Here is a 23,621-nt window from a genome sequence, read left to right as displayed (position 1 = left end):
TTTTGTGTTTCGCCTGGTTTCGTGCCTTACCGAGAGGCGTCCCGCACCGCTGCGTGCCACTCGCTAAACCGGGCGGAGACGTACCACAGCCGTTCCTCTGGCCAACGCTCGGCGTAGATCCTCGCGGTTCACCGACCCGTCAGGCTCGAGCGCGATGCCCGCGAATTTCCCGTGAGTCGGATTGTGCTCGAGGATCACGCGATAGAACTCCGCGGCAGGCCCTTCAGCGGTGACCACCTCCCACTCGGCGTCGAGATTCGCGCCCCGCAACCGAATGCGAACCGGCTCACCGACACGAAGATTTCGCCGCCAACCAGCCGATGTACCGATGAGCAGATGATCCTCATGCCGCACATAGGCCACCGGATTCTGGTAGATACGACCCGTCTTCCTTCCGATCACGGTGATGATCAGTAGCTTTCCGCTCAAAATGCGATGCAACGGCGACCGGAGTATGAGCCGGACCACAACATTGCCCAGCCGCTGGACACGTGACTGCCCGAGCTTGACTTCGTTTGGAGAATTGACCATGAAATCTCTCAAAGAGTTCGGATCCATGCCGCACACCCATGATGCGAATCCATTCCACACATTCCCCGACGTAGGGGCGGTCCAGTCAGCGTGGAACGCTTACTCTGCGTGTCGGCAACTTGTCTACCGCAACCTCAAGTTGCGATAGCATCGAGCATGCCAGAACCTCGCCCATATCGCAACAAGGAGTTGCAATGAGTGCAGTCGCGGCCCCAGGACGAGGGCCGAAGGTACGTGCCGCCGTTCTCGCCGCAGCGGTCGCAGAGTTGAGCGAACGCGGATACGCCGCCTTTACATTCGAGAACGTCGCGCGCCGGGCGGGTGTCCACAAAACAACTGTGTACCGCCGATGGCCCGACCGCGACGCTCTCATCACCGACGCACTCTCGGAGAGTGTGGCCACGAAGATTCCCATTCCCGACACCGGCTCGATCGAAGGGGACCTTCGCATGCTCGCGCGTAGCTTGGCGGCCTGGACGTCGAGCCCTGCAGGTCGGGCCGTGCTGTCGGTCCTCGTGGTCGATACCGCAGGGAGCCAGCAGCCTCCCGATGTGGTGCGACACGTATTCCGCGATCGCATACGCCGTAGCCTTCCCGTCATCGATCGCGCCATCGCTCGAAACGAACTCCCCGCGGGGACCGATCCCGCGGAGCTTGTGAAGGCGCTCGTTGCGCCCATTTATCTACGCGTGCTCATTACGCACGAAAATGTCGACGACCGCACCGCCGAGACAGCCACGGCAGTGACCCTCATGGCGGCGCGAGCAGGCCTGTTCACTCGTGCCGTCGAAACCTGAATCCTGGGGCGCGCGGTGGCTGTCCGGGCATGAGTCGATCACGCGTCGGGTGACCCAATCACCATCACCAAGCCGCGCATCAACGGCAAGATTGAAGGCCATCCCGCATCACGCCTAACGATGCGCACTGTTCAACCACACGTTCGAGACACGGGAGGACTGTACAACCAGCGATTGCCCACACGGCGATATCGGAGGGCAAACACATGCGAGCGGCTCCGATGGCAGGCACGCACGGCCCCGCCACCGTCGGTAGCACACCCGATTTTTTCTCTACGTGAGGTCAGCTAGATACTTAAGAAGTTCTGGCACTATGCGTTCGTAGGCATCCTCCTGCAGATAGTGCCCCGCCTTTTCAAGGCGAACCACATTGGCATCAGGAAAGGTCTGCAACCAAAGATTATCGATCATGTCCGGAGTGAACGCGACATCGCTCATTGCCCACACGATCTTCACCGGTCGGTCCCGAAAATGCTTCTCCAGCCCCTTCTCTGTCGCGATCAGCAGTGGAGCCATCGCACTGTTGGGCCCGTTCGGAATTGCACGAGGGAATTCCAGGACACCGGTTCGGCTGGACCAGGTAGGATGCGGTGCGAGGTAGGCGTGACGAACCTGCTTCGTCAGTCTTTCCTTCTTGACCACCCCGACGCCGAAAAGGAAAGAACGATGGAACATCGAGAATCCCTTAACCAGGAGCTCACCAACCCCAGGAATCCGGAAGAACTTCAGCGGTAACGGAAACTTCCACTCCTCCTTCGGATTCTGAAAAGAAGAATTCATGATGAACAGACCGTCGACTCGATCCGGATTGGCCGCCGCCCAGGCCAGGCCGAGCGCCCCCCAGTCCTGGGGTATCACCACCGCGTCATGGAGATCCAACGAGTCCAGCAACGCATTGAGCCGCCCCGAGTGCTTGCCCGGATGATACAAGGTAGGGTCCGATGGCTTGTCCGACCGCCCGAAGCCCAGGAAATCGGGCACGATTGCACGATAGCCAGCGTCAACGAGCGGTCCCACGAAGTTGCGATAAAGGAAGCCCCAGGTCGGGTTTCCGTGGACCATCACCACAGGCCGGCCGTCGCGTGGCCCCTCATCGATGTAATGCAGACGCCCTTCCGGGGTGTCGAACCAATGCGGCTCGTAAGGCCATAGGCCACCGAAAGTCCAATCGATGTCTTTCATCTTCCGCTTTCCTTCGATGGGGTTGAAACGGCACCGCCTGTCCATATACCGTAGGAATCAAGCCAGTTCGCCGTGTCGATGAAATCCGTTACGAGATCAGTGTATTCATTTTCGAGCTCAGCTAGCCGGGTCCATATCGCATGCATATCGTCCCCCGCCGGATCGCCGGTCGTCAATGTGTAAAATGCACTCTCCGCTACACACGCGATCTGATCTATCAAGATCCCCAGGGCATCCGAACCCACCCGGAGCCAGGCTCTCCTTCCCCGCAACCGACTGCCGGCGTACGCGTTGATATCGAGAATCAAGGCACGTCTGCGGATGCGCACCTCAGTTACTCGCTCCGGGCATTCGCGGCACAATCTGTGAGCCTGAAGCAGGTCGTACCCAAGCTGGCACAGATATCCATCGACGCGTAGACCGCGCAGGGCGCGCAGTAGCTCGCTTGCCGTCGGCAGCCCCGGGACGGGCCCCACTCCCAGTGAGCAACGATCGCGCAGAATCTGCTTACCTGTCGCCCTTCCCTCGCCGCCCCCCGGCTCGCCACCTTCGAACGCAACCATTCGAACGTCTTCTTCGCAATGGACGGACCGGAGTTACGTGGATGGCTTCGCGGCAAGCGTGCGGGCGATCTTGTGCGTATCCACAAAGTGATCGAAGCGCACCACTCGCCCGTTCTGGAGCCTCACCACGTGGGCGAACCGGAAGTGCTCGGCATCCCCATGCGCTCCCTTCGCGGTCGCCGGCCCCATGACGGTCACTGTGTCACCACCATCGACAAGCACTTCGGGTACGAACTCGAGCTTCTCGTAGACAGCGGGGATCTTCGCGAAGACGTCGGCAGCTACATTGTCGCGACCTTCGGTCACGCCCGGATACGGCAAGAACTCCAGATCGGGTTCCGCCCAGACGATCTCCGGGTCCAACGCCTCCAAGATGGCGTCGAAATTCCCGTCAGCCAAATCCGCGTACATCTTCCGAACGATTTCGACGTTGCTGGCCATCTGCTACTCCTCCGAAGGGCTCCTGAATCAGCCAAAGTGTATCCACTGTCACAGTATATGTCTACATAATTATAAAAATTGGATACGATCGCCTCCTTGTGTGACTGCATGGCGCAACCGGCTTGTCATCGCGGCGTCGAGGGCAACATCGCCGACACGAGCCTCATCGGTCGTTCGGGGGAAATGGGCGGATCGGACCAACGGACGCGGCCATGCCTACACACCGCCGCGCGCAAAGCCGCGCATCGAACCAGCTCGCCCACCCCGTGGGTACATCGAACACCATTTCCGGTCGCGCCTGACCGCAAACGTACGGAGGCCGGACACTTCGCTGAATGTCCGGTGTGCACCCGCACCGGGTCGGTTCGGCCGTGCGGCGGTTCCGAACGCCGACGGTTGGTACCCACATCGGATACCAACCGTCGTTGAGTTCGCAGAACCCGTCGTTGCAAGTTCGGTGCCGACCGCTATGAAACGATCGGCCGATGGTTCCGGTCGTGGTTTGTAGCGGGTGGTGGTGGGGTCAACGCACCGACCTTGTCTTGGGAACCAGAATTGTTCGACTTGCGGGGCGCCGGCAGAAGCATCTGCAGCGGAAGGGGCGACGAATGATTCTCACCAGCGGTCGAAGGGGGCGGACAGCGTGGCGAGCCAGGGGGTTGCTCTGCAGTACAAGTGCTCGTAGGCAGTCCCGCATCGGCTCGGGCGCTCGGCAGCGAGAACGCCGAGATCGTTACCGTCAGCGCGGCCAGGCACAAGAACGTGGTTCGCATTCGTCACAGCCAGATGGGATCGCCGTAGACGGCTACGGAGTTGTCGGCGTCGGCGGTCGAGGTAGAGGCTATCGCGTAGGAGCGTAGACTCACCGGCCCCAGGCAGGAATCGACCTTGACCTGCACTTGATCGACCGTGACCGAGGCGTGCGCGCCACTGAGCTGCTTCGTTGCCAACGGTACGGTAGTGATGGTGCCCGGTTTGGGGGCGAAAGACAGACTGGGAATCGCCAATGCGCTCATACCCGCGTTCACCCCGCCCACGGAAATGCTGACGTTCGGCCCTACTGCTGCGGACAGCCCTATAGTCATGCCGTTGGAGACGTCGACTTGACAGCCGATCTGGTATCCCAGCGTCAGATTGGCAGCATCGACTGGCACGTGACCGCTCCCAGCGATATCGGCAACTGCCTTCAACCTGACGAACCCCTCCCGAGTGAATGGCGACTCAGCCAGGTTCGGAACACGATCCACGTTCTCTTCCAGTTTGCTGACTCGTATCTGCCAACCATCGTCGGTGATGGCCTCGCGCGAGGTGTCCGCTACGGGGTCTGCTGTTGCGATTGCAGAGGTACCGACGCTGAGTGTTGTCGCCATGAGGCACAGGACAGCGACCGTAGAGCGTCTCATCCGAAGAACTTCCCTATTCATTGGATTTCGCGTGCTCCGTCGGCTTACGCGGTGGCTTCGGTGTGTTCGATGAGCCCATAGACGGGACCTTCCGATCCTTGAACAGCTGCGACGCGAGTGCCGGGGCTCACCTGCCGGGGTTCGTTCACAACAGTGGCGCCGGCCTTGCGGGCCCGTTCGAGGGTAGCGTCGAGATCAGCGACCCGGATGTGCGCGACAGTGGAGGTGGCCGCGTCGCGTTGGACAGGGGTCAAGCCGATCTCGGTACCGCCAACGTTGAAGCCCACGTAGTGGATGTTGTCGGTGTGCGGCTCGGTGTCGAGCAATGCGATCTGGATAGCCTTGGCCGCGTTCAGATCATTGACGGTGTACACGATGTTCTCGAGAGTGTTCATGCTCTACTGACGCGTACTGGGCAACATTTGTGACCGCCGCGGCGCGTGAGTCACATTGCAGCGTTCGAATCCGTCTATAGAACATGACACATATGGATTTGACCGAACTCGAGGCTGAGCGTCCACGGCTGACCGCGATCGCGGCCCGAGTTCTCGGAGCGAATGCCGAAGCAGACGATGTGGTCCAGGAGGCGTGGTTGCGCATGTCCCGCCTCGACGTTGTCGATGATCCACCCGCGTTTCTGACCACAGTGGTCACCCGTCTGTGTCTGGACCAGTTGCGCCGACGCCACACCAGGTCCGCTGCGGAATCGGCGGCGCAAGCCGAGCTGCCCGCCGATCACCTACAGGTTGATCCCGAGGCCGATGCGCTGTTGGCCGATCAGGTCGGCGACGCGATGCAGATCGTCCTCGGCACGCTCGCGCCGGCCGAACGGGTGGCGTTCGTCCTGCACGACGTATTCGGCTACCCCTTCGAACAGATCAGCGCTGCGCTGGGTCGCTCGGACATGGCTGTCCGTAAGCTGGCCAGTCGAGCACGCCGCAAAGTGCGCGGAGCACCCGAGCCGGTGGAGGAGCAGCGCAAGCGCGTGGAAAGCCGTGAGGTGGTCGATGCATTTCTCTCGGCTGCGCGCGGCGGAGAGCTCTCCGACCTGCTGAACCTGCTGGCGCCGGATGCGGTCATGCGCGCTGATAGCACAGGCGAGCAGATGGGTGCGAAACACATATACGACGGCGCGCTCGCGGTCGCCGCTCGCTTCCATGGCGGCGCAAGGGGTGCGCGACCGATATCGATCGACGGCGAGCCCGGCTTGGCGTGGATGGTCGGTGAACAGACGAAGGTTGCGTTCACCTTCTGGATCGACGACGGCCTGGTGCAAGAGATCGAATTGATCGCCGATCCCGAGATCCTGGCTACCCTGGAGCTTGCAACCGACCGAGCGGAGTACTGACATGCGGTTTCGGACCGAAGTCGAGCCGCCCGAGCCGATGCGTGGGCTGGAAGTTCCTGACGCGGTCGTAAAGTCCCTCGGTGCGGGCGCTCGGCCGCGCGTGGACGTCACGATAAACGGCCACACCTGGAACACCCGGATCGCGATCATGCGTGGCCGCCACTTGATCGGGCTCAGCAATGCCAACCGGGCCGCAGCCGGAGTTGCGATCGGCGAAATGGTCGAGGTGCAAGTCGAACTGGATACCGAACCTATCACAGTCGAGGAGCCCGAGGACTTCGCGGCAGTGCTGGCGGCGGATCCGGACGCTCGGGCCGCCTACAACCGACTGACGCTTCCCCAGAGACGCCAGCAGATCCGCTTCATCGACAGTGCGAAGAAGCCCGAAACGCGGCTGCGCCGCATCAGAAAGATAATCGATGGGTTACGCGCGGAGAGCTGATGACGAAGGTGCGACCGAGATGCTTGCCGATCCGCTGGGGTGACACCGCAGCTGAAGGAGTCGCGCCGCCTCGGGAATGCCCGGTGCGCAGTGAGACCGGACGTTCCCGAGGCAACGGTAATCCCACCCTCAAAGCAGCACGGATCCGTTCACGCGGCCTCCACGATCCGGACGATATTGCCTGCCGGGTCGAAGAATGCACAGTCGCATTCCCCTGACTCGTGCCGTATCGGTTCTTGAGCCACCTCCACGAGGGCCGTCTCGGCTTCGAGCTGTGCGAAGGTGTCCAGCAGGTTCCTGGTCGAAAGACAGATGCTAGGGAACGGGCCTTCGGCCATCTGCTCGGAGCGGCACGCACTGCCGGGAGGCACGGTCGTCGATGCCAGCACAACAGACACGTCGGGCTGATCGACCGGCCCGATCGTGAGCCGGCGCAGGGGGCCCTCTCCTTCGTCGCGACGAACCACAAAACCGAGGATGTCCTGATAAAACGCCAGAGAGGAATCTACATCGAGAGAGGGAACGACAACCTGACTGATACGGAATTCCACAGCGCTCATTCCTCGCCCGTTCACGCGTGACCGGCGTCGACGGAAACCCAGACGAACCCGTCGGGGTCGGTAAAGGACTCGCCGCTCCACGCGATCGTGAGCCAGTGCGAACCACTGCCCTCCGGTGGGACACCGAACTCTTTCGCCAAACCTGCCCGTTTGTACAGACCGAGTGTCACCGCACCACCCTGCTGCTCGAATTCGACATATTTGCTGCCGTAGCTCTTCGCCACTGCCAGCCCCCGGGCGGCATAGAGTTGCTTACTGACCTTGACGTCGGAGACACCGAGTAGCAGCACCACTCGCTCAGGGTTCAGATCCAGCGGGGCGTCGTCCTTTTTGGCTGTCGTCGCGATCTTCAGGATAGTGCCGTCCGGTGTACGCAACACACCCGAGTAACCGCCCCAGAGTTGCTTTCTCGGAGGCTTCACCTCGGTCGCTCCCAAGCCCAGAGCCTGGGAGAAGAGCTTGTCGACGCTCGCCGCCCCGGAAACATCCACCCCGAGGGTGAACCCGCGAAAACCGGTTGATTCGTCCACCGAGCTTTCAGCGCGGATCGGCGCGTTCGCGCCGAACGCGGTCGAGTAGAAGCTCTCGGCGGCCGACGGGGAGGTGGTTCCGAGAACGAGATGGCTGATCGAGGTCATGTCCAGTCCTTTGGTGCGTTGGTATGTCGTGGTGTTGACGCACGCCACCGCTGGGTTGTGACCGAGTTGTCCACGCAATCCCACGCTCGGCACACGGTGGACGCCGATCGCTAGCCCGACGTGGGGCTTCCCCGTTCCGGCACGCAGATGTCTCCGGTCGATGCACCGGAAAAGTTGTGGGACGCACCCCGGAAAAGACCTCGGTGTCGAGACCGGTCACGGCAGCTCGTGCCGTCCCTATCGTGCCGGGTCACATTTACCTCAGGTGATGCGTCAGAGAGGTGATGGCGCGCAACGCGATCGCGTCGAGATTACGAATCGGGAAGACTTACCATGCGCAATGCACGATCAATCGGCTATTGGGCCACCACCTCGGTCACAGTTTTCATCCTGGCTTCCGGTGGTGTCGCAGACCTACTGCGCGTCGGCGACACCGCGGCAGGCATGACAGAGTTGGGTTATCCGACCTATGTTATGACTATCCTCGGATTCTGGAAGGTACTCGGCGCCTTGACCATTCTCGCGCCGCAGTTTCCCCTTATAAAGGAATGGGCTTATGCGGGTACGATTTTCGATCTCACTGGCGCTTTCGCATCGCACGTCGCGCACGGATCAGCGGTGATCCATCTGTTCTACACCGGATTCTTTACGGTGTGTGCGATAGCGTCGTGGGCGTTACGGCCGAGTAGTCGCAAGCTCAGCGTTGCGACAGCCCCTCATCCGGTATGAGCCGACGGTTCACTTCACGCTCCAGCACTCCTCGAGTCTCTATGGACGGTGGATCCCGCAGCCGCCTTCTCGAATGCGAAGGCGGCCTGTACAACCAGGCCGATCCACAACTGGTGACCGACAGGACGGTCAACGGATGGACGGTGCCTGAGCGCGCCAGCTTTTGAACGGCACCCGCGCCGGCTTGGTCCATGTGGTCGAACGCGGCGCGGGCTCTCCAGTCGTGGGCTGAACGTCGTCGTGGTATCGAGATTGGGGTTTCAAGCCGGACACATCTTCGTCGGGCGTCCGCTGGAGCCGCCCAAGCGCGGGCGCCATCGACAAGTGCGATGACCAACGGACTCCGCAGCCGAGACGGGCCTGGGCGGTTGTATTCCGATGTTTCCGGCATGCTGACGGTGGGTGGGTCTGGCGAATCGCAAGTTGCCTAGGCCGCCTGACTGCGTCGGCGCCTTCAGCACCTGGAGAACGCTAGGTCTGGTCCAACGTATACTAGAGTTGAGCCATTGGATACAATGGGAGGTCAACTACCGGCAGAGATACGCGATCGAGGGGATTTTTGCTGTGAACGCGCGGAATGCGACCACCAGTACTGCGAAGCAGCGCTTATCGACCACTACGGCTGTGTCGCAGTCGGCGCCGGTTGATGAGGAAGATGCCCGAGGTATCAGTGCCCGAGCGTTCGACGATCTGCGTGGGCTGATACTCAGAGGCGAGCTGGTGGCTGGTGGCGAGTACACCCAGTCGGAGTTGAGTCGACGCGTCGGCGTGGGACGCACTCCATTGCGCGACGCGTTGCGGTTGCTGGAGCGCGAAGGACTGGTGATCAATTCCGGTATGCACCGCTCGGTCCTCATCAGTCCATTGACGATGAACGATCTCGACGATCTGTACTCCATGCGGGTTACCGGCGAGGCGTTGGCTGCATGGCTCACCGTTCCGGTATTGCGGAGTGCGGACTTCGAACGCCTCGAGGGCGAATTAGACCTGATTGATCAGGGTGACCGAGACGCCCACCGCCGATTCCATGCCGGCCTGCGAGTCGGTGCGGGGGCGCGGCTCACGGAGCACCTCGCCACACTATTCGATCACGCGGAACGCTATCAGGAGGCCCGTCTATCAGCCGAGCCCGATGAGGAGATGGTCGCCGCCCGGCTTGCTGAGCACCGGCCGATACTCGACGCCTTCATCGCACGGGACCGCACGCTTGCTCGCGACCTGATCGTCGACCATATAGCGGCCACAGCAGAGGCTTTGATGACCGCCGAACGCCACGCACCGTTCAGTTTCCCAACCGCGGTAGCGATGGCGAAGTTCGGTTGTGTACATACGTAGGCACTGATGATCATGACCGCGCCCGAAGTGAGCCAACGGTTCGCCTGCCGGATCACCGGGCGTCACCGAGGTACCAACACCGCCATCCGGTCGAGCGCTCAGTCATCGCCCACCGCGACGATCGACGAATAGACCGCCGTCGGCCGTTACCGTCCGGCGGTAATGCGCTACGACCGCGGCCTCGATCTCGACCTCGCGGTCGCGGTCATGGCCGAATGGGCCGGATCCGCACCTACCGATAACTGGTCCTCACACTCGCCGACCCGAGCCACGGGTCCCCTCGTTGGCCGAGGCAGAGTGCGCGATGGCGTCGTGCCAGCTGGTCGGTTGAGACAGCAGAGCAGGCTTGACAGTTTGTATCCAACTCGATGATACTTGCATGCAAGGTTTGCTAGTTTGGATACTGTACGCTGGCAAATATCAACAGCCGAGACTCAACGGACATATTGATGAACGATCAGCTGACAGTCAGCCGCCTTTATTTCAACGGCACGGTGCACACGATGGACCCGCATCGAAGCATCGCAGAAGCCGTGGTGACAACCGGCAATCGGATCGTGGCGGTCGGTAGTTTCGAGACCGTGCGTCGGCGAGCTCCAGCTGGAACGGAACTTGTGGATATGAATGGTGCGGTCATGACCCCCGGCTTGGTCGACACGCATCCACACATGATGCACTGGTCATGGACGGACGCCATGACCGTTTCGCTATGGAATTGCCGCAATCACAACGAAATCGTCGCGAGAATCCGGGAAGCCGCCGAAAAGACTCCTGACGGACAAATGATCGTGTGCTCACCGATCGGGGAACCACACTTCTTCCACGCCAGCTCGTACCGAGATCTCGAAGAGGGCGTACTGCCCGACCGTTACGTACTGGACACCGCGACCACGGATCATCCTGTCGCGATCATTCCCTGGGCGCCCGTCCGCCCCAGCGTGATGGCGCTCAACAGCAAAGGCCTGGAACTGCTCGCCATCACCAGCGAATCCTCCGACCGCACCGACAACGTGTGGATCGATAAGTTTCCCGACGGCACACCGACCGGGCGTCTTTCCGGGTCGTTGATGCTCTACTACGGCTACGACGCGACCGGCAACGACCTCATTACCCGGCTGGCGGCGCATTTCAAATATGAAATCATCGCTCAAGCCACTGTCGACGGCATCGAGAAGTACAAACGTCTCGGAATTACCACCGTATACGAAAATCACCAGTTGGACCGGGAATTCCTCGACATCTATCGCCGGCTACGCGCCGACCGGGCATTGGAGATGCGCGTCGTCGCCTCTCAGGAAGCGGAAATGTACGGGTTCGCCTGGGCCCGCCCGCGTGAGGACGACGACTTCTACGCGCGCTTGAGCAACGCCAAAGACGCAATCTCGCTGAGTGACGACCGATTCCGAGTGAATGGTGTCACCATCGCATGGGACGGCTACTGTTACGGCGGCACGATGATGATGCGCGAGCCTTACCTCGACGTGTACGGCAAGTTGACCTACGGTCAGCGCTCCATCTCCCCCGAACGCGCCGAGTACGTCATGCGGTTCTGCGCCGAGAACAACATGCGACTCAATATCTTGGCTATGGGTCTGAAAGCCCACGACGAAGTCCTCGCCCTCCTCGAACGGTTGGACCCAGAAATCTCTGTAGCCGAGCAGAACTGGATTCTTTGCCACGCGACAACAATCGAGAACAATCAGATCGACCGGTATCGCGCGCTGAACTTCTCCCACACCACCTCGATGGCATTCGGGTGCGGCGAAGGCGACCTGATCAGCCGTACGATGGGACGGTGGGTGCGCGAACATATCCACCCATTGCGGCATTTCTTCGACGTCAATATTTCGGTCGGCGGCGGTACGGATTGGGGACCCGTGTCGCCGTGGGCACAGATGGAACTCGCGCTGACGCACGAGTTCATGGAATCTGGATATCGCAACATCGGACCGAACCAGCGAGTGTCACGCCAAGAGGCGCTGGCCATGTTCACCAGCGACGCGGCCAAAGTGTTGCAGTGGGACGAAATCGGATCGATCACCGCGGGAAGTCTCGCCGACCTGGTTATCGTCGACCGCGATCCGATCACCTGCGACATCGACGATCTGCACAAGATCCGAGCACTGACAACAATTTTCGACGGCGAACCACTGACCTACGCCGATACCACGGCGTCCTAGCACCTCATGGCGAGAAGCGGCCCGATATCGGGCTCACTCCGCCCCGTCGCGCTTGCCAGTAAGACCCCTGCGTTAACCCGAGGAGGTGAGGGCGATGCCCACAGTCGATGGATGGCGCCCTCCCGAGGGCGATGTACATCTGCGGATCTGGTTATCCGACGTCGTCCTCGACTACGTCGCCACCTCGGATGCGGTAGTCAATTTGCTTGACGACTGGAGACGAAGAGGCTGGTTCACCATCGAAGTGATCCGTGACCCCCTGGAAAACTGCCGACTACCGCGCCTGCCATGTGAGTGCTTATTCCTCGGACCGTAGGAGACGCTGCACATTTGACCGAGAGTCAGAAGCACCATTCATGCACTGGAACCCGGTGCACCTCCACCGTGTGACAAGTTTTGATGGCCGTCGAATCGGGCGCCCATAACCTCACTCGCACCTTCAAAATTTCCTTCGACGTAGCGGCTTGAACTAATTCGTTCGATTGCAGACTACCTTCAATTTTATATCATGGAGTGGCAAATGAGCATATTTTTGTGGTCCTTACAGAGCGTTTTGGCCGCCCTGATAGGGCTATCCGGAATCAACAAGCTGGTGCAGCCGAAGGCCAGTTTGGATGGAAAATTTCCTTGGATGCAGACGGTTTCTCAGGGAAGAATACGTTTCATTGGATTTGTGGAGCTCATTGGAGCGGCCGGCGTCATAGCACCGGGCGCCACCGGGGTCGCCCCCATCCTCACGCCGATCGCCGCAGTTGGTCTGATGATATTTGCAGTTCTGGCAGCACTTCTTCACATTCGTCGTAAGGAGATATCAGGAGTGCTTACTGTCACCGTATTGTTTGCGCTCGCCGCGGTAATTGCCTGGGGGCGGTTCGGCCCATACGGATGGTGACGCCTGCCTGCTAGTTCGTGTAAAGACTCCTTCCCACACCCGAGGGTCCCGCAGCATATCGCTTTAAAAGGTACCAGACCCTGAAATCGGGGAGAGTCCTGCCGGATGAATCACATACGCCGAACCCGCAGAAAACGGAATATCTCCGTAAGAACCTCGAAGCATCGCGCCGGATCGCGACGACACCGGCGAGCGCGGCGAGCCGTCAGCGAGATCGGCTCGGCAGTGGGGGCGTTGATATTCCCCACAGTGGTGACCACGGCGACCCCGACCTCCAGTCCGAACACCGGTTCGTCCCGCGGCTACGAGGCACCCGCCAAGACCGGCAGTGGTCTTCCGGCTTGGCCGGTCATTGTCAGGGGCGAATCGATCACCGACAGGTGGGCGCGGATGTTCGTGCAGTCACCGACGATGCATCGGGAGATGCAAGTCCAAGTATTGCAACCAGCCGATCGCAGCAGGCGCAGCCGACGCTGTACATGCTGGACGAGCCTTGAGCTGACCGAACACATCACCATCGGCGGCAACACCAGCTGAGCGGCCTAGTGTATACAGGTGATATCATTATGTCGATGACAAGGGAGAGTTTGGATTCAACACCGGCTGGCGGCATGCGGCCTGCCGTAGCTTCTTTCAGCACCCATCGCCCGAGAACCGCGAGTTGGAGAGGTAGTCCGATGAGGCAGAAGGCGAAGCCTGCTTTGACACCCTTGGCGATCGCCATTCTTGCGCTACTCGAAGAACGACCTATGCATCCGTACGAGATGCAGCAGCTGCTCGTTAATCGCTGCGGGGACGAACTGATCAAGGTGCGGACCGGCTCGCTCTATCACACGGTAGTGAGGCTCGCCGGTCGAAAGCTGGTGAGCACCATGGGTATCGATCGCGAGGGAAGCCGGCCCGAACGGACGGTGTACGGCATTACCGATGTCGGCCGAAAGGCGTTGCGGGACAAGGTTGCCACGGCCCTGCGAGAACCCGCGCGGGAGTACCCGCTGCTTCCGGTCGCCTTGGCCCAGGCACACGTCCTTCCGAACGACTATGTGCTCGAGTTGCTACGCGACCGTATCGAACACCTCACGAATGACCTCGCCAGCGCCGACACGAGGTACAAATCGACAGACAGCAACACCGTGCCGCGACGCCAGCGGATGGCACTCCAGTATCTACGCGCGATGATCGCAGCCGAGCTGAGGTGGGTGCAAAACATGATCTCCGACCTCAACCCCGGCGCCGATCTCCACATCGGCGTGATGAAGGGCGGCGACCCGGCCCCGGAACTCGCGGGCGGATCCGGCGACCGAACGCGCCGTAACCCCTCCCCCGCGTTCACCGTTGCCCCTGACGATCAAGGCGCTGCTGTCGGCACGGCACAACCACCGCACCCGCGAGCGTCGACAAGGTCCCGGCAGCACTGAGGTCCGGAACCGGACAGCACCGTTATCGAAAGCGGCCTAATCTGGGCATCACACCCCCCTCGCCCCCGAGCTTGAGCAGTGCCAGCACAGAGATCGATATCCACCCGCGGATCACATTCAACAGACCGCGACTATTCGAGATCGGCTCACCAGAAGGCGCATGAAATATTCCGGCACGGCAGTATTACCGAGAACGGCGTGATGACGTATTCTAAAGGCCCACCTAAACGCCTACGAGAAGGCGCGTTCCCGAGGTGACATCGTATGCCACAATGCCATATGGTCTCACATCTTTTGGCTTTCACCGCCCTCGCCGCGCTCTTGGTCGCAATACCTGGGCCTGCAGCGATTTTAACGTCGAAGAATGCCGTAATCCGCGGACGTCCGGCGGCCATCGCCACAGCCTGCGGCGTTCTGGCAGCAGATCTGATATGGGCGATGGCCTCCGTCGCCGGACTGACCGGATTGCTCGCGGCCTCCCACACGGCCTTCGAACTCATCCGCGTAGCCGGAGCTACGTACCTGTTCTACCTTGCCGTGAGACTTGTCTTCTCCAAAGGGTTTTCGGTTGAACAGACCTCGGCGGCTTCACTTCGGCCGGGTGGTTTGATCCGCGGGTTCCGTGAAGGACTGTTATGCGACCTCTCGAACCCGAAGACCGTTCTCGTCTTCGCAAGTGTGATACCCCAATTCCTCGGCGAGACGAACCCCGCGGTCGACGGCCTCTTCCTGGGAGTCATCTTCGCCGCGCTCGGATTCTGCTCTCTCCTTAGCTATGCGTTTCTGTTCGGAGGCACACACTTCCTCATCAGCAATGCCAAACTGACAAGAAATCTGATGCGCGGTAGTGGAGCTGCACTTGGTCTCTTCGGAGTGGCATTACTGAACGAAAGCCGAACCTGAGCCGAATCGGAATTTTTTACTTGCCGACGCGTCGGGCCGCCCATCCTTTGCCTGCGAGGCCGCAGTCACGTACAAGCACATCACGGTTCTTCGTAATGAATATGGTGTGCTGCAGCGACAGGGTTGGCCTTCACCGCGTCAACCGTTCCGTTCGTCATCACTGATGGGCCGGCTTCGAAGAGGTCTTCCAAGTAGCACTCCCATCCGCCTGGCGACGATGAGCCGCCGTCGTTTCTGTATGCGGTACCGGTGGGTGACGGCACGGGGGTCTTCGAGGAGCCCAGCCTCAGTCTCCGCGGTGGTATGCCGCAGCGTGAACTACGTAAACGCCTGCTACGCCGGCTCGACGTTCATGGCATGCGCCACCCGGCAACCAGCTGGACGAGTCGCCGCACTACCCGTTGGATCTGCGGCCGCCGAAGAACGAGGCCGTAGGCGATGGCGTTCGGTTCATGCAGCGGCATGATGAATCCGGCCACCAGCCACAGCGTGGCCGATTCCCTGGCACTGGTGGATACGGCGGTCAACGCGGTGCGCGAAGAGCGTGATCCGGTCGCCGCACTGTGGCCCTGGCAGGCCCGGCTAGTTCGCTGGATGCGGCTGCGTCAACTGGGAGGGCTGGGCCGGCTCACCACCGACCAATCGATCGCGATGTTCGAGTCCTTCTTCCAAGCCTCGCGCCGCGTGAACAACGCGCGCTGCTGTCCGCGTACGACGAGTACACGGCGCCGGGAGCCGTATTGTTCAACACGGTGCGTACCCGCACCCGTTCCGGTGGCGCTACGACCTGGTCGGCTGGACCCATCGCACCCGGTAGACGGGAGACGACTACGATCAGCCGAAACCCATCACGGACCGACGCCCTCGAAGCAGACGGAGCATGCCCGCCCCGCATTGGTAGGAGGAAAGTGCTGGCGCACATCAGCCCGGCGCACGGTGAGAACATCAACTTCTTCGGCGATATCAACGTAGACATCGACACCGAGCTTGCTCTGCTCGGCCCAACCGGTACCGGCCGATACGGGTCCGCGATACTTTGTTCTGATCGGTCTTCTCAGGGTGTTGCCGAGGCGCCGGGGTGGGATTGTTGTGTGCGGGCCGGGAGGTTGAAGGTGTAATCGGTCCAGCGATTGCGGTGGGTCCAGCCGACGAAGTCGAAGCGCCAGTGGAACGGCCAAGTGTGGGCGACTGTCCTGACCAGGAGTGCGGCGAGTGTCGCGTAGTCGTCGCGAGTGGACAAGACGGCGCGCTGGCCGCGTGGCGTGGCGGTGAAGAAGGAGTCGAACGCGGCGATCGATTGTTCGGTCGTCAGCCTGCCCAGCCCCCACAGGCCACGAACGCGCATCCAGTACACCAGCCGCGCCTGCCAGGGCCACAGCGCGGCGATCGGATCTTCTCCTTGTTGCAGAGCGGTGACCGCCGTGTCGGCCAGTGCCAGGGAATCGGCCACGCTGTATCCGGTGGCCGGATTCATCATGCCACCGCGGGCGCCATACCCGACCACCCGCCCGGCGCCGGGTTTCGGTGGCGGCTCAACCAGTGGGTAGTGGGCGGCCTCGCACCTCTCGTCACCATTGAGCCTGATGCCGTGGGCGGCGAGACGATTCACTGTCCGCCTGCGTAGTTCGTGCTGCGGCATGCCACCACACAAGCCGAGGCTGGTCTCCTCGAAGACGACTGTTCCATCGCCCAGCGGCATGGCATACAGGAACGAGGGCGGTTCCTGCGAGCTGGCGCCGTTGCCGCGCCGCCAGTCCATCAGCAATCCTTCACCGTCGCCGATCATCGGCGCCGCGATATCGGCGTCGACGAAGATGCCGTGGGCGCTCGCCATGCGTCGCCGGTGCCCGGACGTCGAGCCGCGAGTGTCGAAAACCGTCGCCGCGGTGAGGGCTGTCCCGTTGGAAAGTTTCACTCGATGTGGCTCGACCCGCGTGGCCCGAGCAGCCACGACGCGGGCATCGTCGAGGGACAACGCGGCGCGGAGCCGGGGTTTGGACAGGACGCAATACTCCCGGTCGATATTGCGGCGCCTGTTCGTCCAAACGATAGGCCGCGCGATGCGGACGGCGATCGTGGTGGCGGGCAGCCATGAGGGAAGTTCATCGACCCAGCAGCCAAAAGTGGGTGGCCACAATCTGTCCGGCCGCGGATCCACCACCGCCACGGTCAGCCCGGCCTGGGAGGCGCGGTGTGCCAGTGCCCGGCCCGCGGGACCGAGACCGACTACGCACAGGTCTACCTCGCGCGTCCCGCGAGAAATACTGCTTGCCAATGCCTATCCCGCGCGTTCCGCGAGGTGGCGCACTGCCCGCCGCAGACCCTCGACACCAGCCCCGCTAGGCAGTGCGATCAATTCAGTGTCCGCAAGACCAGCATGGTCGAGAAGCTGTTTCCGCATCGACTCCTCGAGTTCCGGTTCTGTTAGTCCGTCAGGCGTCGACACAGCGCGGGTGAGGTCATCGGCGATATGCGCAACCACGCCCACAGTGGCACCGAACCGGCTCAGCACATCGACGTCGCTGGCGCTGGCACCGCAGTACATACCGCCGAGTCGGCAGCACGCACCGAACAACGTCCCGGTCTTCTCCCGGGCGATCCGCAGGTAGCGGTCGATCAGATCGTCGTTACGCTGCGGATCCGATTTTTCGCGCATCTGCCCGGTGACCACCGTGGCAAAAGCCTCCGCGACGATCCGCGCTGCGTCCGCGCCCAGCCTCGACACCAGTACCGAGGCGTGGGCGGACAGATAGTCGCCGGTCAAAACGTAGAGGTCCCGTCCGTTCTGCACCGCCACGTCCGAAGATGGCCACCGCCGCACCGGCGCTTCGTCATGAACCCAGCCGTGACACAGCGTAGCGAGGTAAACGAGTTCGAGGACCGCCGCCGCGGTAACCAGTGCCGAATCATCCGGTCGCGGGCCAACTTGTCCGGCAAGAACGGTAAACAGCGGACGAAGACGCACACAAACACCATCGGCCGACACCGCCACCGATGTGGGCCGACGTAAGGCAGCACCTAGTCCGGCGAATTCACCAGCCAGCAATTTCTCGACCTCGCCCAAGGTGGCGCCCACCCGCATCGGAAGCTCGAAACCACCCCAGTCGACACCCGGATCGACCGCACCCACGGGGTTGCCCCCGCTTGTCATGACCGTTGTGTTGTCGAAACCGCTCATAGCTCCCGAACCACGCCTCAGCCAGCTCATGCTCGCCGCCTGAGGGCCCAACTCGACCACGAAAACCTACCTGCGACTGCGACTGCCTCCCGCCAACGAAAAATGCCGAAAGCCCGCCCTGACGACACACTTACCCACCCTCGCTTCACACCCGGATAACGGACAGTTATCTGGGGCAGAGCACGCCGCTTCGACGAGGCGGCCACCGACAGGGCAGTGCGCAGCCCCTGCCGCGCACCGGTGACAGGCTCGTTCGGCTGTCGGACAGGCCGATCACCCGAAACCTCGAAGAATTTGCGTTCGGAGCGAGTTTCCGCAGAATCGTCGGACGTGCGACGCAGCAACCAATCCGGCAGCGCGAGTTTCCACACCGTGCGGTGAGCCTGCCAGAACTGCGCGAGCAGCGGCCCGGTCGTGTACGGCAAGTCGTACGTGTCACACAGGGCGCGAACACGCTTGGCAATTTCGGGGTAGCGGTTGCTGGGCAGGTCGGGGAACAGATGGTGTTCGATCTGGTAGCAGAGGCCGCCTGTCAGGAACGCAAGTACCGTGCCGGCGGTGAAGTTCGCGGTGCCCAGTAGTTGTCGCAGATACCACTCACCACGGGTCTCCCCCTCTATGTGTTCGGTGGTGAACTTTTCAGCACCGTCGGGGAAGTGCCCACACATGATTACGAGATAGGACCACAGATTGCGCAGCAACAACGCTGAGGCATTCGCCGCAAGCGTCTGGCGGAACCTCCGTCCGCTCAACGCCGGGAACAGCAGGAAGTCCTTACCGACCTGACGTGCGACCTTCCGCGCGAACTCGATGTTCGGTTTCGACTTCAGCCGGCTGCGGGGAATGCCCAGATGTCGCCGCTCGAGTGCCAAATCGTGTACGGCAATGGCCAACTCGAACGCTGCTGCGATGATCAGGTTCGTCACCGGTTGCAGCAGATGGACCGGACGCCATGGCTCGTCACGGGTCATCCGCAGGATGACAAAGCCCAGGTCCTCGTCCATCCCATAGACGTTGGTGTAGGCATGGTGGACGTAGTTGTGCGAACGCTTCCAATGAGCGGAAGGGCCGAAGAAGTCCCATTCCCAGTTGTTGGAGTGGATCTCGGGATCGTTCATCCAGTCCCATTGGCCGTGGCTGATGTTGTGGCCGAGTTCCATCATCTCGATGATCTTGGCGGTTGCCAGCATCACGGTCCCGACTGTGCGCGGTACTCGGTCTCGGCTGGCTCACAACAACAGACGCGCCGATGCCTCAAGGCTGCGGTGAAATTTTATGACGCGCCGAATGTATTCGGCGTCTCGTTGTCCGAGCGATTGCTCGATGTCTGTTCGAAGCTGGTCCAATTCGCGACCGAGTTCCTCGATGTCGGCCTCGGCGAGATGAGCGAAGGCCCGTATATCCGTGATGGCCATCGAAATTCTCCCTTTACCTGCCGGAGGCTACCGGCAACTCTCGCCCCGAAGCTCTCAGCGATCCGGGGTCAGTCGATGACGTCCTGCGGATCCAAATTCGCTTTACAGCGGCGCGATAAAACTTTCCGTTCCGCCCGGTTCCGAATTTAAAAACGCATGCTTCCGATAGCCAACCTCATGCCCGAAAAGCGCCGTACCGAACAAGACGACAGGCGAGGCGATTGCCCACAGGCTCCGATCGATATCGAATGGACTCGCAGTGGATGTTCGATCCGCCCGCTCGATCCAGGCGGGCAGCAACAGGTTGCATGCAGTTCCGCCGATCAGAACCGGACAGCTTGCACTAAATCTACTACAGAAGTTCGCTGAGCTCACGTATCAAGGTAGCTTTCGTCTGCGTTCCAGAAATACGTCGAAGCATCTGGCCACCACGGAAGAGCAACAAAGTTGGGACGGAGGCGACGCTGTATCTGGCTGCCGTTCCCGGGTTCCGATCCGCATCGACCGCAGCAACCGCAACTTTGTGACTGTACTGCGCCGCAAACTCTTCCAGGACGGGCGTCAATGCCTTGCACGTAGGGCACCATTCAGCCCAAAAATCGAGCAAGACCATCTTTTCAGACGCCAGCACTACATCCTCAAACGATCGATCGGTAACTTCGATGATCCCAGTTGATTTTCCGGTAGACATATCTCTCTCGATGATTGAACGGTTCGGCGCCGCGATATCGACGACATAGCAATAACATTCCTGCCAGGCCGCCGTTCCGATGCATCCGAAGGGGCGAAGCTCGAATCTAACCTACATCAAGTTGGATACGAAATCCACGTGATTGGATGCACATCGCTCGTGACCTCGATCGTTGGCGAGCAGCGAGGTTCGAGCAGGACGCTACACTCAGGCGCTACCGCACCACGGAGCACGTGTGGGCCCAGCGATGCGCACACCACGCATGCATCCAGCCTGCCTTGACTTGTAGACTCTAACAGACCCTTTGGATACAATAACCGCACATTGGCGCAACGAGCTCAGAGGTACACATCAGAACGTTCTAGGTGGATCTCGAGGTTCGACAGCTCGCGGTGTTCTGCGCCCGCGGTCGGGGCTTGATGCCGCTGACCACTACAGGCGCATCACGTTTCTAACCATTGCCGGACCGACAAGAAGGAGGAAAACTCGAACAGCCGCTTCCGTGTGGTGGACCTCCGGTTCTGCCGGCTCACCTGTCCAGAAGCGCGGCCAGTGTGTACTCGGATAACTTGGTTTCCAACCGTTTTCGGTCCGGCATCACCGCGCTACGGAAGCCGTGCCCTGCCAGAAACGACAACACCAGCCACGCGGCTGCCTCGGCGTCGACATCCGCCCTCAGTTGGCCGGCGTTCTTGCCGTCGTCCACCTTCGCGGCTAGGACTGAGGCGATCTTGCGAATGCTGTGGCGCAGGACCTCCCGGACCGCTGGTTCGGTTTGCAAGGCCATCGCATCGGCGAAAATCACCCCCACGGCTCCTGGCGCATGCAGCTCATCGACGCGCGCCGGGCCCACTACTGCCGACAAAAGCTCCTCGGCAGAGGTCGCTTGCTCTGCCAGCGTATCGATCAGCGCACACATGCGCGAAGCCGAACTTTCGACCACTGCCGTGTACAACGCCATTTTGGTCCCGAAGTTCTGGAAGACGACCGGTTCGGTTACTCCGACGCGATGCGCCACCTCGCCCATGGTGCTGCGGTAGTAGCCGAACTCTGCGAAGACGTCGGTTGCGGCCTCGATAATCGACGCTCTGCGATCTCGCGCGCTCAGCCGGGAACGACGGCCGTCTGTGGGGGACGACTTGGCGAACATCTCGCCATCCTAGCCAGTCGTGAAGCTGACTTCGTTCGGCGCGGCGCACTGCGGCGACCGGCACATCGTCACACTTCATCGCAGATGCTCTTGCGTCACTACTTAGTTATGACTAAGTTATCCATGTTCTTAGTCTGAACTAAGTAAGGAGCATGTTGTGCACCTCGGACAGCTGCTGCATCGACAGCCGAACCCTGACACTCCCGGGCTCACCATGGACCACGGCCATAGCTACGACCTCTTCAACGCGATCTTCTTCGGGGGCCGTCGCGACCTCGTCTACGACCGGCTGGCCACGCTCAGTCGCGCCCGGGCCGGCGATAATGTTCTCGATGTCGGCTGCGGCACAGGGCAACTCACGCGTCGACTTGCAGAGTTGACGGGGCAGCACGGCACGGTACGTGGTATCGACGCATCCGGATCGATGCTGGAAGTGGCACGACGGGCCACCCAGTTGCCGAACTGTTCCTATGCGGTCGGAATCGCCGAATCTCTTGACGTCGAGGACAATTCCCTGGACATCGTCACGAGCTGCATGATGTTGCATCACTTGCCGCTGGTATTGCGAGGTGCCGCGTTGGCGGAGATGTATCGTGTTCTGCGCCCTGGCGGGCATGTCATGGTGGCAGATTTTCGGCCGCCGACAAATCCGATTGGGCGTCGGCTCGTCGGTATCTTGACGGCACATGCCATGGAACACAATGCTATCGAGCAACTAGGGCGATCGGTAAGAGCGGCGGGATTCAGTCAACTTGCCGAAGGCGACCTGCATCCATGGACACATTACGTCGTCGCGGTCAAGCCCGCGAGCGCAGCGTGAGGCATATTTCGAGACCGTGGCTGACAGTGACCGCACTCCTAGTCGTCACGTTGCTCCTGCACCTGCGTTTGAGCGGTCTCGGGCTCGGGCTTGTCCTCCTTGGCCTCGCCGCGCATGCCGTATCAGCGTCGCTAGTCGTTCAACTGCTGGGTCGGCGCGTCCGAGCCCGGCAAGTCCACCGACGAAAGAACGTTCTCTTTCACAGCAGTGCCAATTCGGATCCCGTAGAGAAGGTTGCCTGAAGCCCGGCAATCAGCGCCACGCGTATGCGTAGGAAATCGCACTTGGGGTTCGCCCCACCGCCCGGGCGCTTGTCAACGAATACAGTACGAGGGAGAGTTAGTGATGACTGGTTGCGAATTCGGTCGGGCGGCTTATTCCAGCCCTGCGTACAGGTCGCAGCCTCCGGACGGCACACCGGTCCGAGTCGGCGTTCCGGCCTGTCCCCCACGGGCGAGGAGACCATGGTGAAGTTCCAGGCCTCCGCGAGTGGGCGGCCGTTCCGAGTTAGGGGAGAAAAGCACGGGACCCCCACATCAGAACTTGGGAGCCGGCTCGGCGCAAGCCGCGAAACACCAGGTCCACGGTACGATCTCCGCAGCCGAATTCGCGGTGTACCTACCGTGCATGGCGCAATTCTCGCCCAAGCGGGGATCGCCCCCGACAGCAAGGTGCTGGAGATTGGCTGTGGTACAGCAAATCTTGCACTTCGGGCCAAGCTCGCACACCCGCAAGCGGATGTCGTCGCTTGTGACTCGGACCCGCAAGTGCTGGTTCGCGCTCAACGCCGCGCGACGGGACTGTCCGGCTTTCGGCTCGTGAAGTGCTTTGCACAACAACTCCCGTACGCCGACAGCGAATTCGACCGAGCGCTGGCGGCCATGATGTTTCGGCAGCTGCCGCCCGACGAGAAGCGTGCTGTTGCCATTGAGATACTCCGTGTCCTGAAGCCGTCGGGTCACCTACACCTCGTCGACTACCGCGACGGATCGAGCCCCCACCACC

At 61.2% G+C, this 23,621-nt stretch carries 24 protein-coding genes and 1 pseudogene; 12 read left to right on the top strand and 13 right to left on the bottom strand.

The window, feature by feature from the left end; translation table 11 throughout:
* Positions 1-63 precede the first annotated feature (63 nt).
* Positions 64-558 carry a nitroreductase/quinone reductase family protein gene (locus RJ03_RS32560; protein WP_083871513.1) on the bottom strand — a complete coding sequence of 165 codons (495 nt, stop codon included), beginning with the start codon at positions 556-558 and terminating at the stop codon, positions 64-66.
* A 167-nt stretch (positions 559-725) separates the two neighbouring features.
* On the opposite strand from RJ03_RS32560, the gene RJ03_RS32555 reads away from it, so the two are divergent.
* Positions 726-1,328, top strand: coding sequence for a TetR/AcrR family transcriptional regulator (locus RJ03_RS32555; protein WP_036510256.1), 603 nt, complete (start codon positions 726-728; stop codon positions 1,326-1,328).
* Positions 1,329-1,601: 273 nt separating this feature from the next.
* On the opposite strand, the gene RJ03_RS32550 is transcribed toward RJ03_RS32555, so the two are convergent.
* The 5 genes from RJ03_RS32550 to RJ03_RS32535 form a co-directional block, all read right to left on the bottom strand.
* Positions 1,602-2,510: an alpha/beta fold hydrolase gene (locus RJ03_RS32550; protein WP_157163575.1), complete on the bottom strand. Its 909-nt coding sequence runs from the start codon at positions 2,508-2,510 to the stop codon at positions 1,602-1,604.
* A complete protein-coding gene (locus RJ03_RS37615; protein ID WP_157163574.1) occupies positions 2,507-3,073 on the bottom strand; it encodes a hypothetical protein in 567 nt (188 codons plus the stop codon). Before RJ03_RS37615 ends, RJ03_RS32550 begins: the two co-directional genes overlap by 4 nt.
* A 33-nt stretch (positions 3,074-3,106) precedes the next feature.
* On the bottom strand, positions 3,107-3,514 hold the full coding sequence (locus RJ03_RS32545; protein WP_036510254.1) for a nuclear transport factor 2 family protein: 408 nt from the start codon (positions 3,512-3,514) through the stop codon (positions 3,107-3,109).
* 776 nt (positions 3,515-4,290) lie between these two features.
* On the bottom strand, positions 4,291-4,884 hold the full coding sequence (locus RJ03_RS32540) for an MspA family porin (protein WP_036510251.1): 594 nt from the start codon (positions 4,882-4,884) through the stop codon (positions 4,291-4,293).
* A gap of 77 nt (positions 4,885-4,961) precedes the next feature.
* Entirely contained in the window at positions 4,962-5,312 is a 351-nt protein-coding gene (locus RJ03_RS32535; protein WP_036510248.1) for a VOC family protein, read from the bottom strand.
* 92 nt (positions 5,313-5,404) lie between these two features.
* Between RJ03_RS32535 and RJ03_RS32530 the strand changes: the two genes are divergently transcribed.
* Together RJ03_RS32530 and RJ03_RS32525 are read left to right on the top strand one after the other, a co-directional pair.
* Complete coding sequence (locus RJ03_RS32530; protein WP_051025580.1) at positions 5,405-6,265, top strand: sigma-70 family RNA polymerase sigma factor; 861 nt, start codon at positions 5,405-5,407, stop codon at positions 6,263-6,265.
* Between the two features lies 1 nt (position 6,266).
* Positions 6,267-6,707 carry a YdeI/OmpD-associated family protein gene (locus RJ03_RS32525; protein ID WP_036510242.1) on the top strand — a complete coding sequence of 147 codons (441 nt, stop codon included), beginning with the start codon at positions 6,267-6,269 and terminating at the stop codon, positions 6,705-6,707.
* Between the two features lie 149 nt (positions 6,708-6,856).
* Here RJ03_RS32525 and RJ03_RS32520 read toward each other — a convergent pair whose 3' ends face one another.
* Positions 6,857-7,258, bottom strand: a complete 402-nt coding sequence (locus RJ03_RS32520; RefSeq protein ID WP_245552459.1) for a VOC family protein — start codon at positions 7,256-7,258, stop codon at positions 6,857-6,859.
* Between the two features lie 20 nt (positions 7,259-7,278).
* Complete coding sequence (locus RJ03_RS32515) at positions 7,279-7,905, bottom strand: VOC family protein (protein WP_036510345.1); 627 nt, start codon at positions 7,903-7,905, stop codon at positions 7,279-7,281.
* A 333-nt stretch (positions 7,906-8,238) separates the two neighbouring features.
* Between RJ03_RS32515 and RJ03_RS36580 the strand changes: the two genes are divergently transcribed.
* From RJ03_RS36580 to RJ03_RS38715, 7 genes are all read left to right on the top strand, one after another.
* Positions 8,239-8,634, top strand: coding sequence for a DoxX family protein (locus RJ03_RS36580; protein WP_083871512.1), 396 nt, complete (start codon positions 8,239-8,241; stop codon positions 8,632-8,634).
* A 498-nt stretch (positions 8,635-9,132) separates the two neighbouring features.
* Complete coding sequence (locus RJ03_RS32510; protein WP_167332040.1) at positions 9,133-9,969, top strand: GntR family transcriptional regulator; 837 nt, start codon at positions 9,133-9,135, stop codon at positions 9,967-9,969.
* Positions 9,970-10,418: 449 nt separating this feature from the next.
* Positions 10,419-12,149, top strand: coding sequence for an amidohydrolase (locus RJ03_RS32505; RefSeq protein ID WP_036510235.1), 1,731 nt, complete (start codon positions 10,419-10,421; stop codon positions 12,147-12,149).
* Between the two features lie 520 nt (positions 12,150-12,669).
* Positions 12,670-13,041 (top strand): DoxX family protein, encoded by a 372-nt coding sequence (locus RJ03_RS32500; protein WP_036510339.1) that lies wholly within the window; start codon positions 12,670-12,672, stop codon positions 13,039-13,041.
* 677 nt (positions 13,042-13,718) lie between these two features.
* The gene (locus RJ03_RS32495) at positions 13,719-14,459 is read left to right on the top strand and encodes a PadR family transcriptional regulator (RefSeq protein WP_157163572.1); all 741 of its coding nucleotides are present in this window, start codon (positions 13,719-13,721) and stop codon (positions 14,457-14,459) included.
* A 294-nt stretch (positions 14,460-14,753) separates the two neighbouring features.
* Positions 14,754-15,362 (top strand): LysE family translocator, encoded by a 609-nt coding sequence (locus tag RJ03_RS32490; protein WP_157163571.1) that lies wholly within the window; start codon positions 14,754-14,756, stop codon positions 15,360-15,362.
* Between the two features lie 249 nt (positions 15,363-15,611).
* On the top strand, positions 15,612-15,797 hold the full coding sequence (locus RJ03_RS38715; protein WP_245552458.1) for a hypothetical protein: 186 nt from the start codon (positions 15,612-15,614) through the stop codon (positions 15,795-15,797).
* 619 nt (positions 15,798-16,416) lie between these two features.
* Here the strand turns inward: RJ03_RS38715 and RJ03_RS32485 are convergent.
* From RJ03_RS32485 to RJ03_RS32470, 5 genes and pseudogenes are all read right to left on the bottom strand, one after another.
* On the bottom strand, positions 16,417-17,637 hold the full coding sequence (locus RJ03_RS32485; RefSeq protein WP_063820497.1) for a lycopene cyclase family protein: 1,221 nt from the start codon (positions 17,635-17,637) through the stop codon (positions 16,417-16,419).
* A gap of 3 nt (positions 17,638-17,640) precedes the next feature.
* A complete protein-coding gene (locus RJ03_RS36565) occupies positions 17,641-18,540 on the bottom strand; it encodes a polyprenyl synthetase family protein (RefSeq protein ID WP_157163570.1) in 900 nt (299 codons plus the stop codon).
* 26 nt (positions 18,541-18,566) lie between these two features.
* A pseudogene (locus tag RJ03_RS32475) lies at positions 18,567-19,955 on the bottom strand (fatty acid desaturase family protein).
* 352 nt (positions 19,956-20,307) lie between these two features.
* A complete protein-coding gene (locus RJ03_RS36560) occupies positions 20,308-20,568 on the bottom strand; it encodes a thioredoxin family protein (RefSeq protein ID WP_373281744.1) in 261 nt (86 codons plus the stop codon).
* 607 nt (positions 20,569-21,175) lie between these two features.
* Positions 21,176-21,796 (bottom strand): TetR/AcrR family transcriptional regulator, encoded by a 621-nt coding sequence (locus RJ03_RS32470; protein WP_051025575.1) that lies wholly within the window; start codon positions 21,794-21,796, stop codon positions 21,176-21,178.
* Between the two features lie 157 nt (positions 21,797-21,953).
* Between RJ03_RS32470 and RJ03_RS36555 the strand changes: the two genes are divergently transcribed.
* The gene (locus RJ03_RS36555; RefSeq protein WP_157163569.1) at positions 21,954-22,616 is read left to right on the top strand and encodes a class I SAM-dependent methyltransferase; all 663 of its coding nucleotides are present in this window, start codon (positions 21,954-21,956) and stop codon (positions 22,614-22,616) included.
* Positions 22,617-23,239: 623 nt separating this feature from the next.
* Positions 23,240-23,621, top strand: a 382-nt coding sequence (locus RJ03_RS37920; protein ID WP_167332039.1) for a class I SAM-dependent methyltransferase, incomplete at its 3' end; no start/stop codon positions are given.

The organism is Nocardia aobensis NBRC 100429 (assembly GCF_000308375.1).
Classification (GTDB): domain Bacteria; phylum Actinomycetota; class Actinomycetes; order Mycobacteriales; family Mycobacteriaceae; genus Nocardia; species Nocardia aobensis.
Note: the sequence above shows the minus strand (reverse complement) of the source record. Positions and strands in the feature narration are given on the sequence as shown.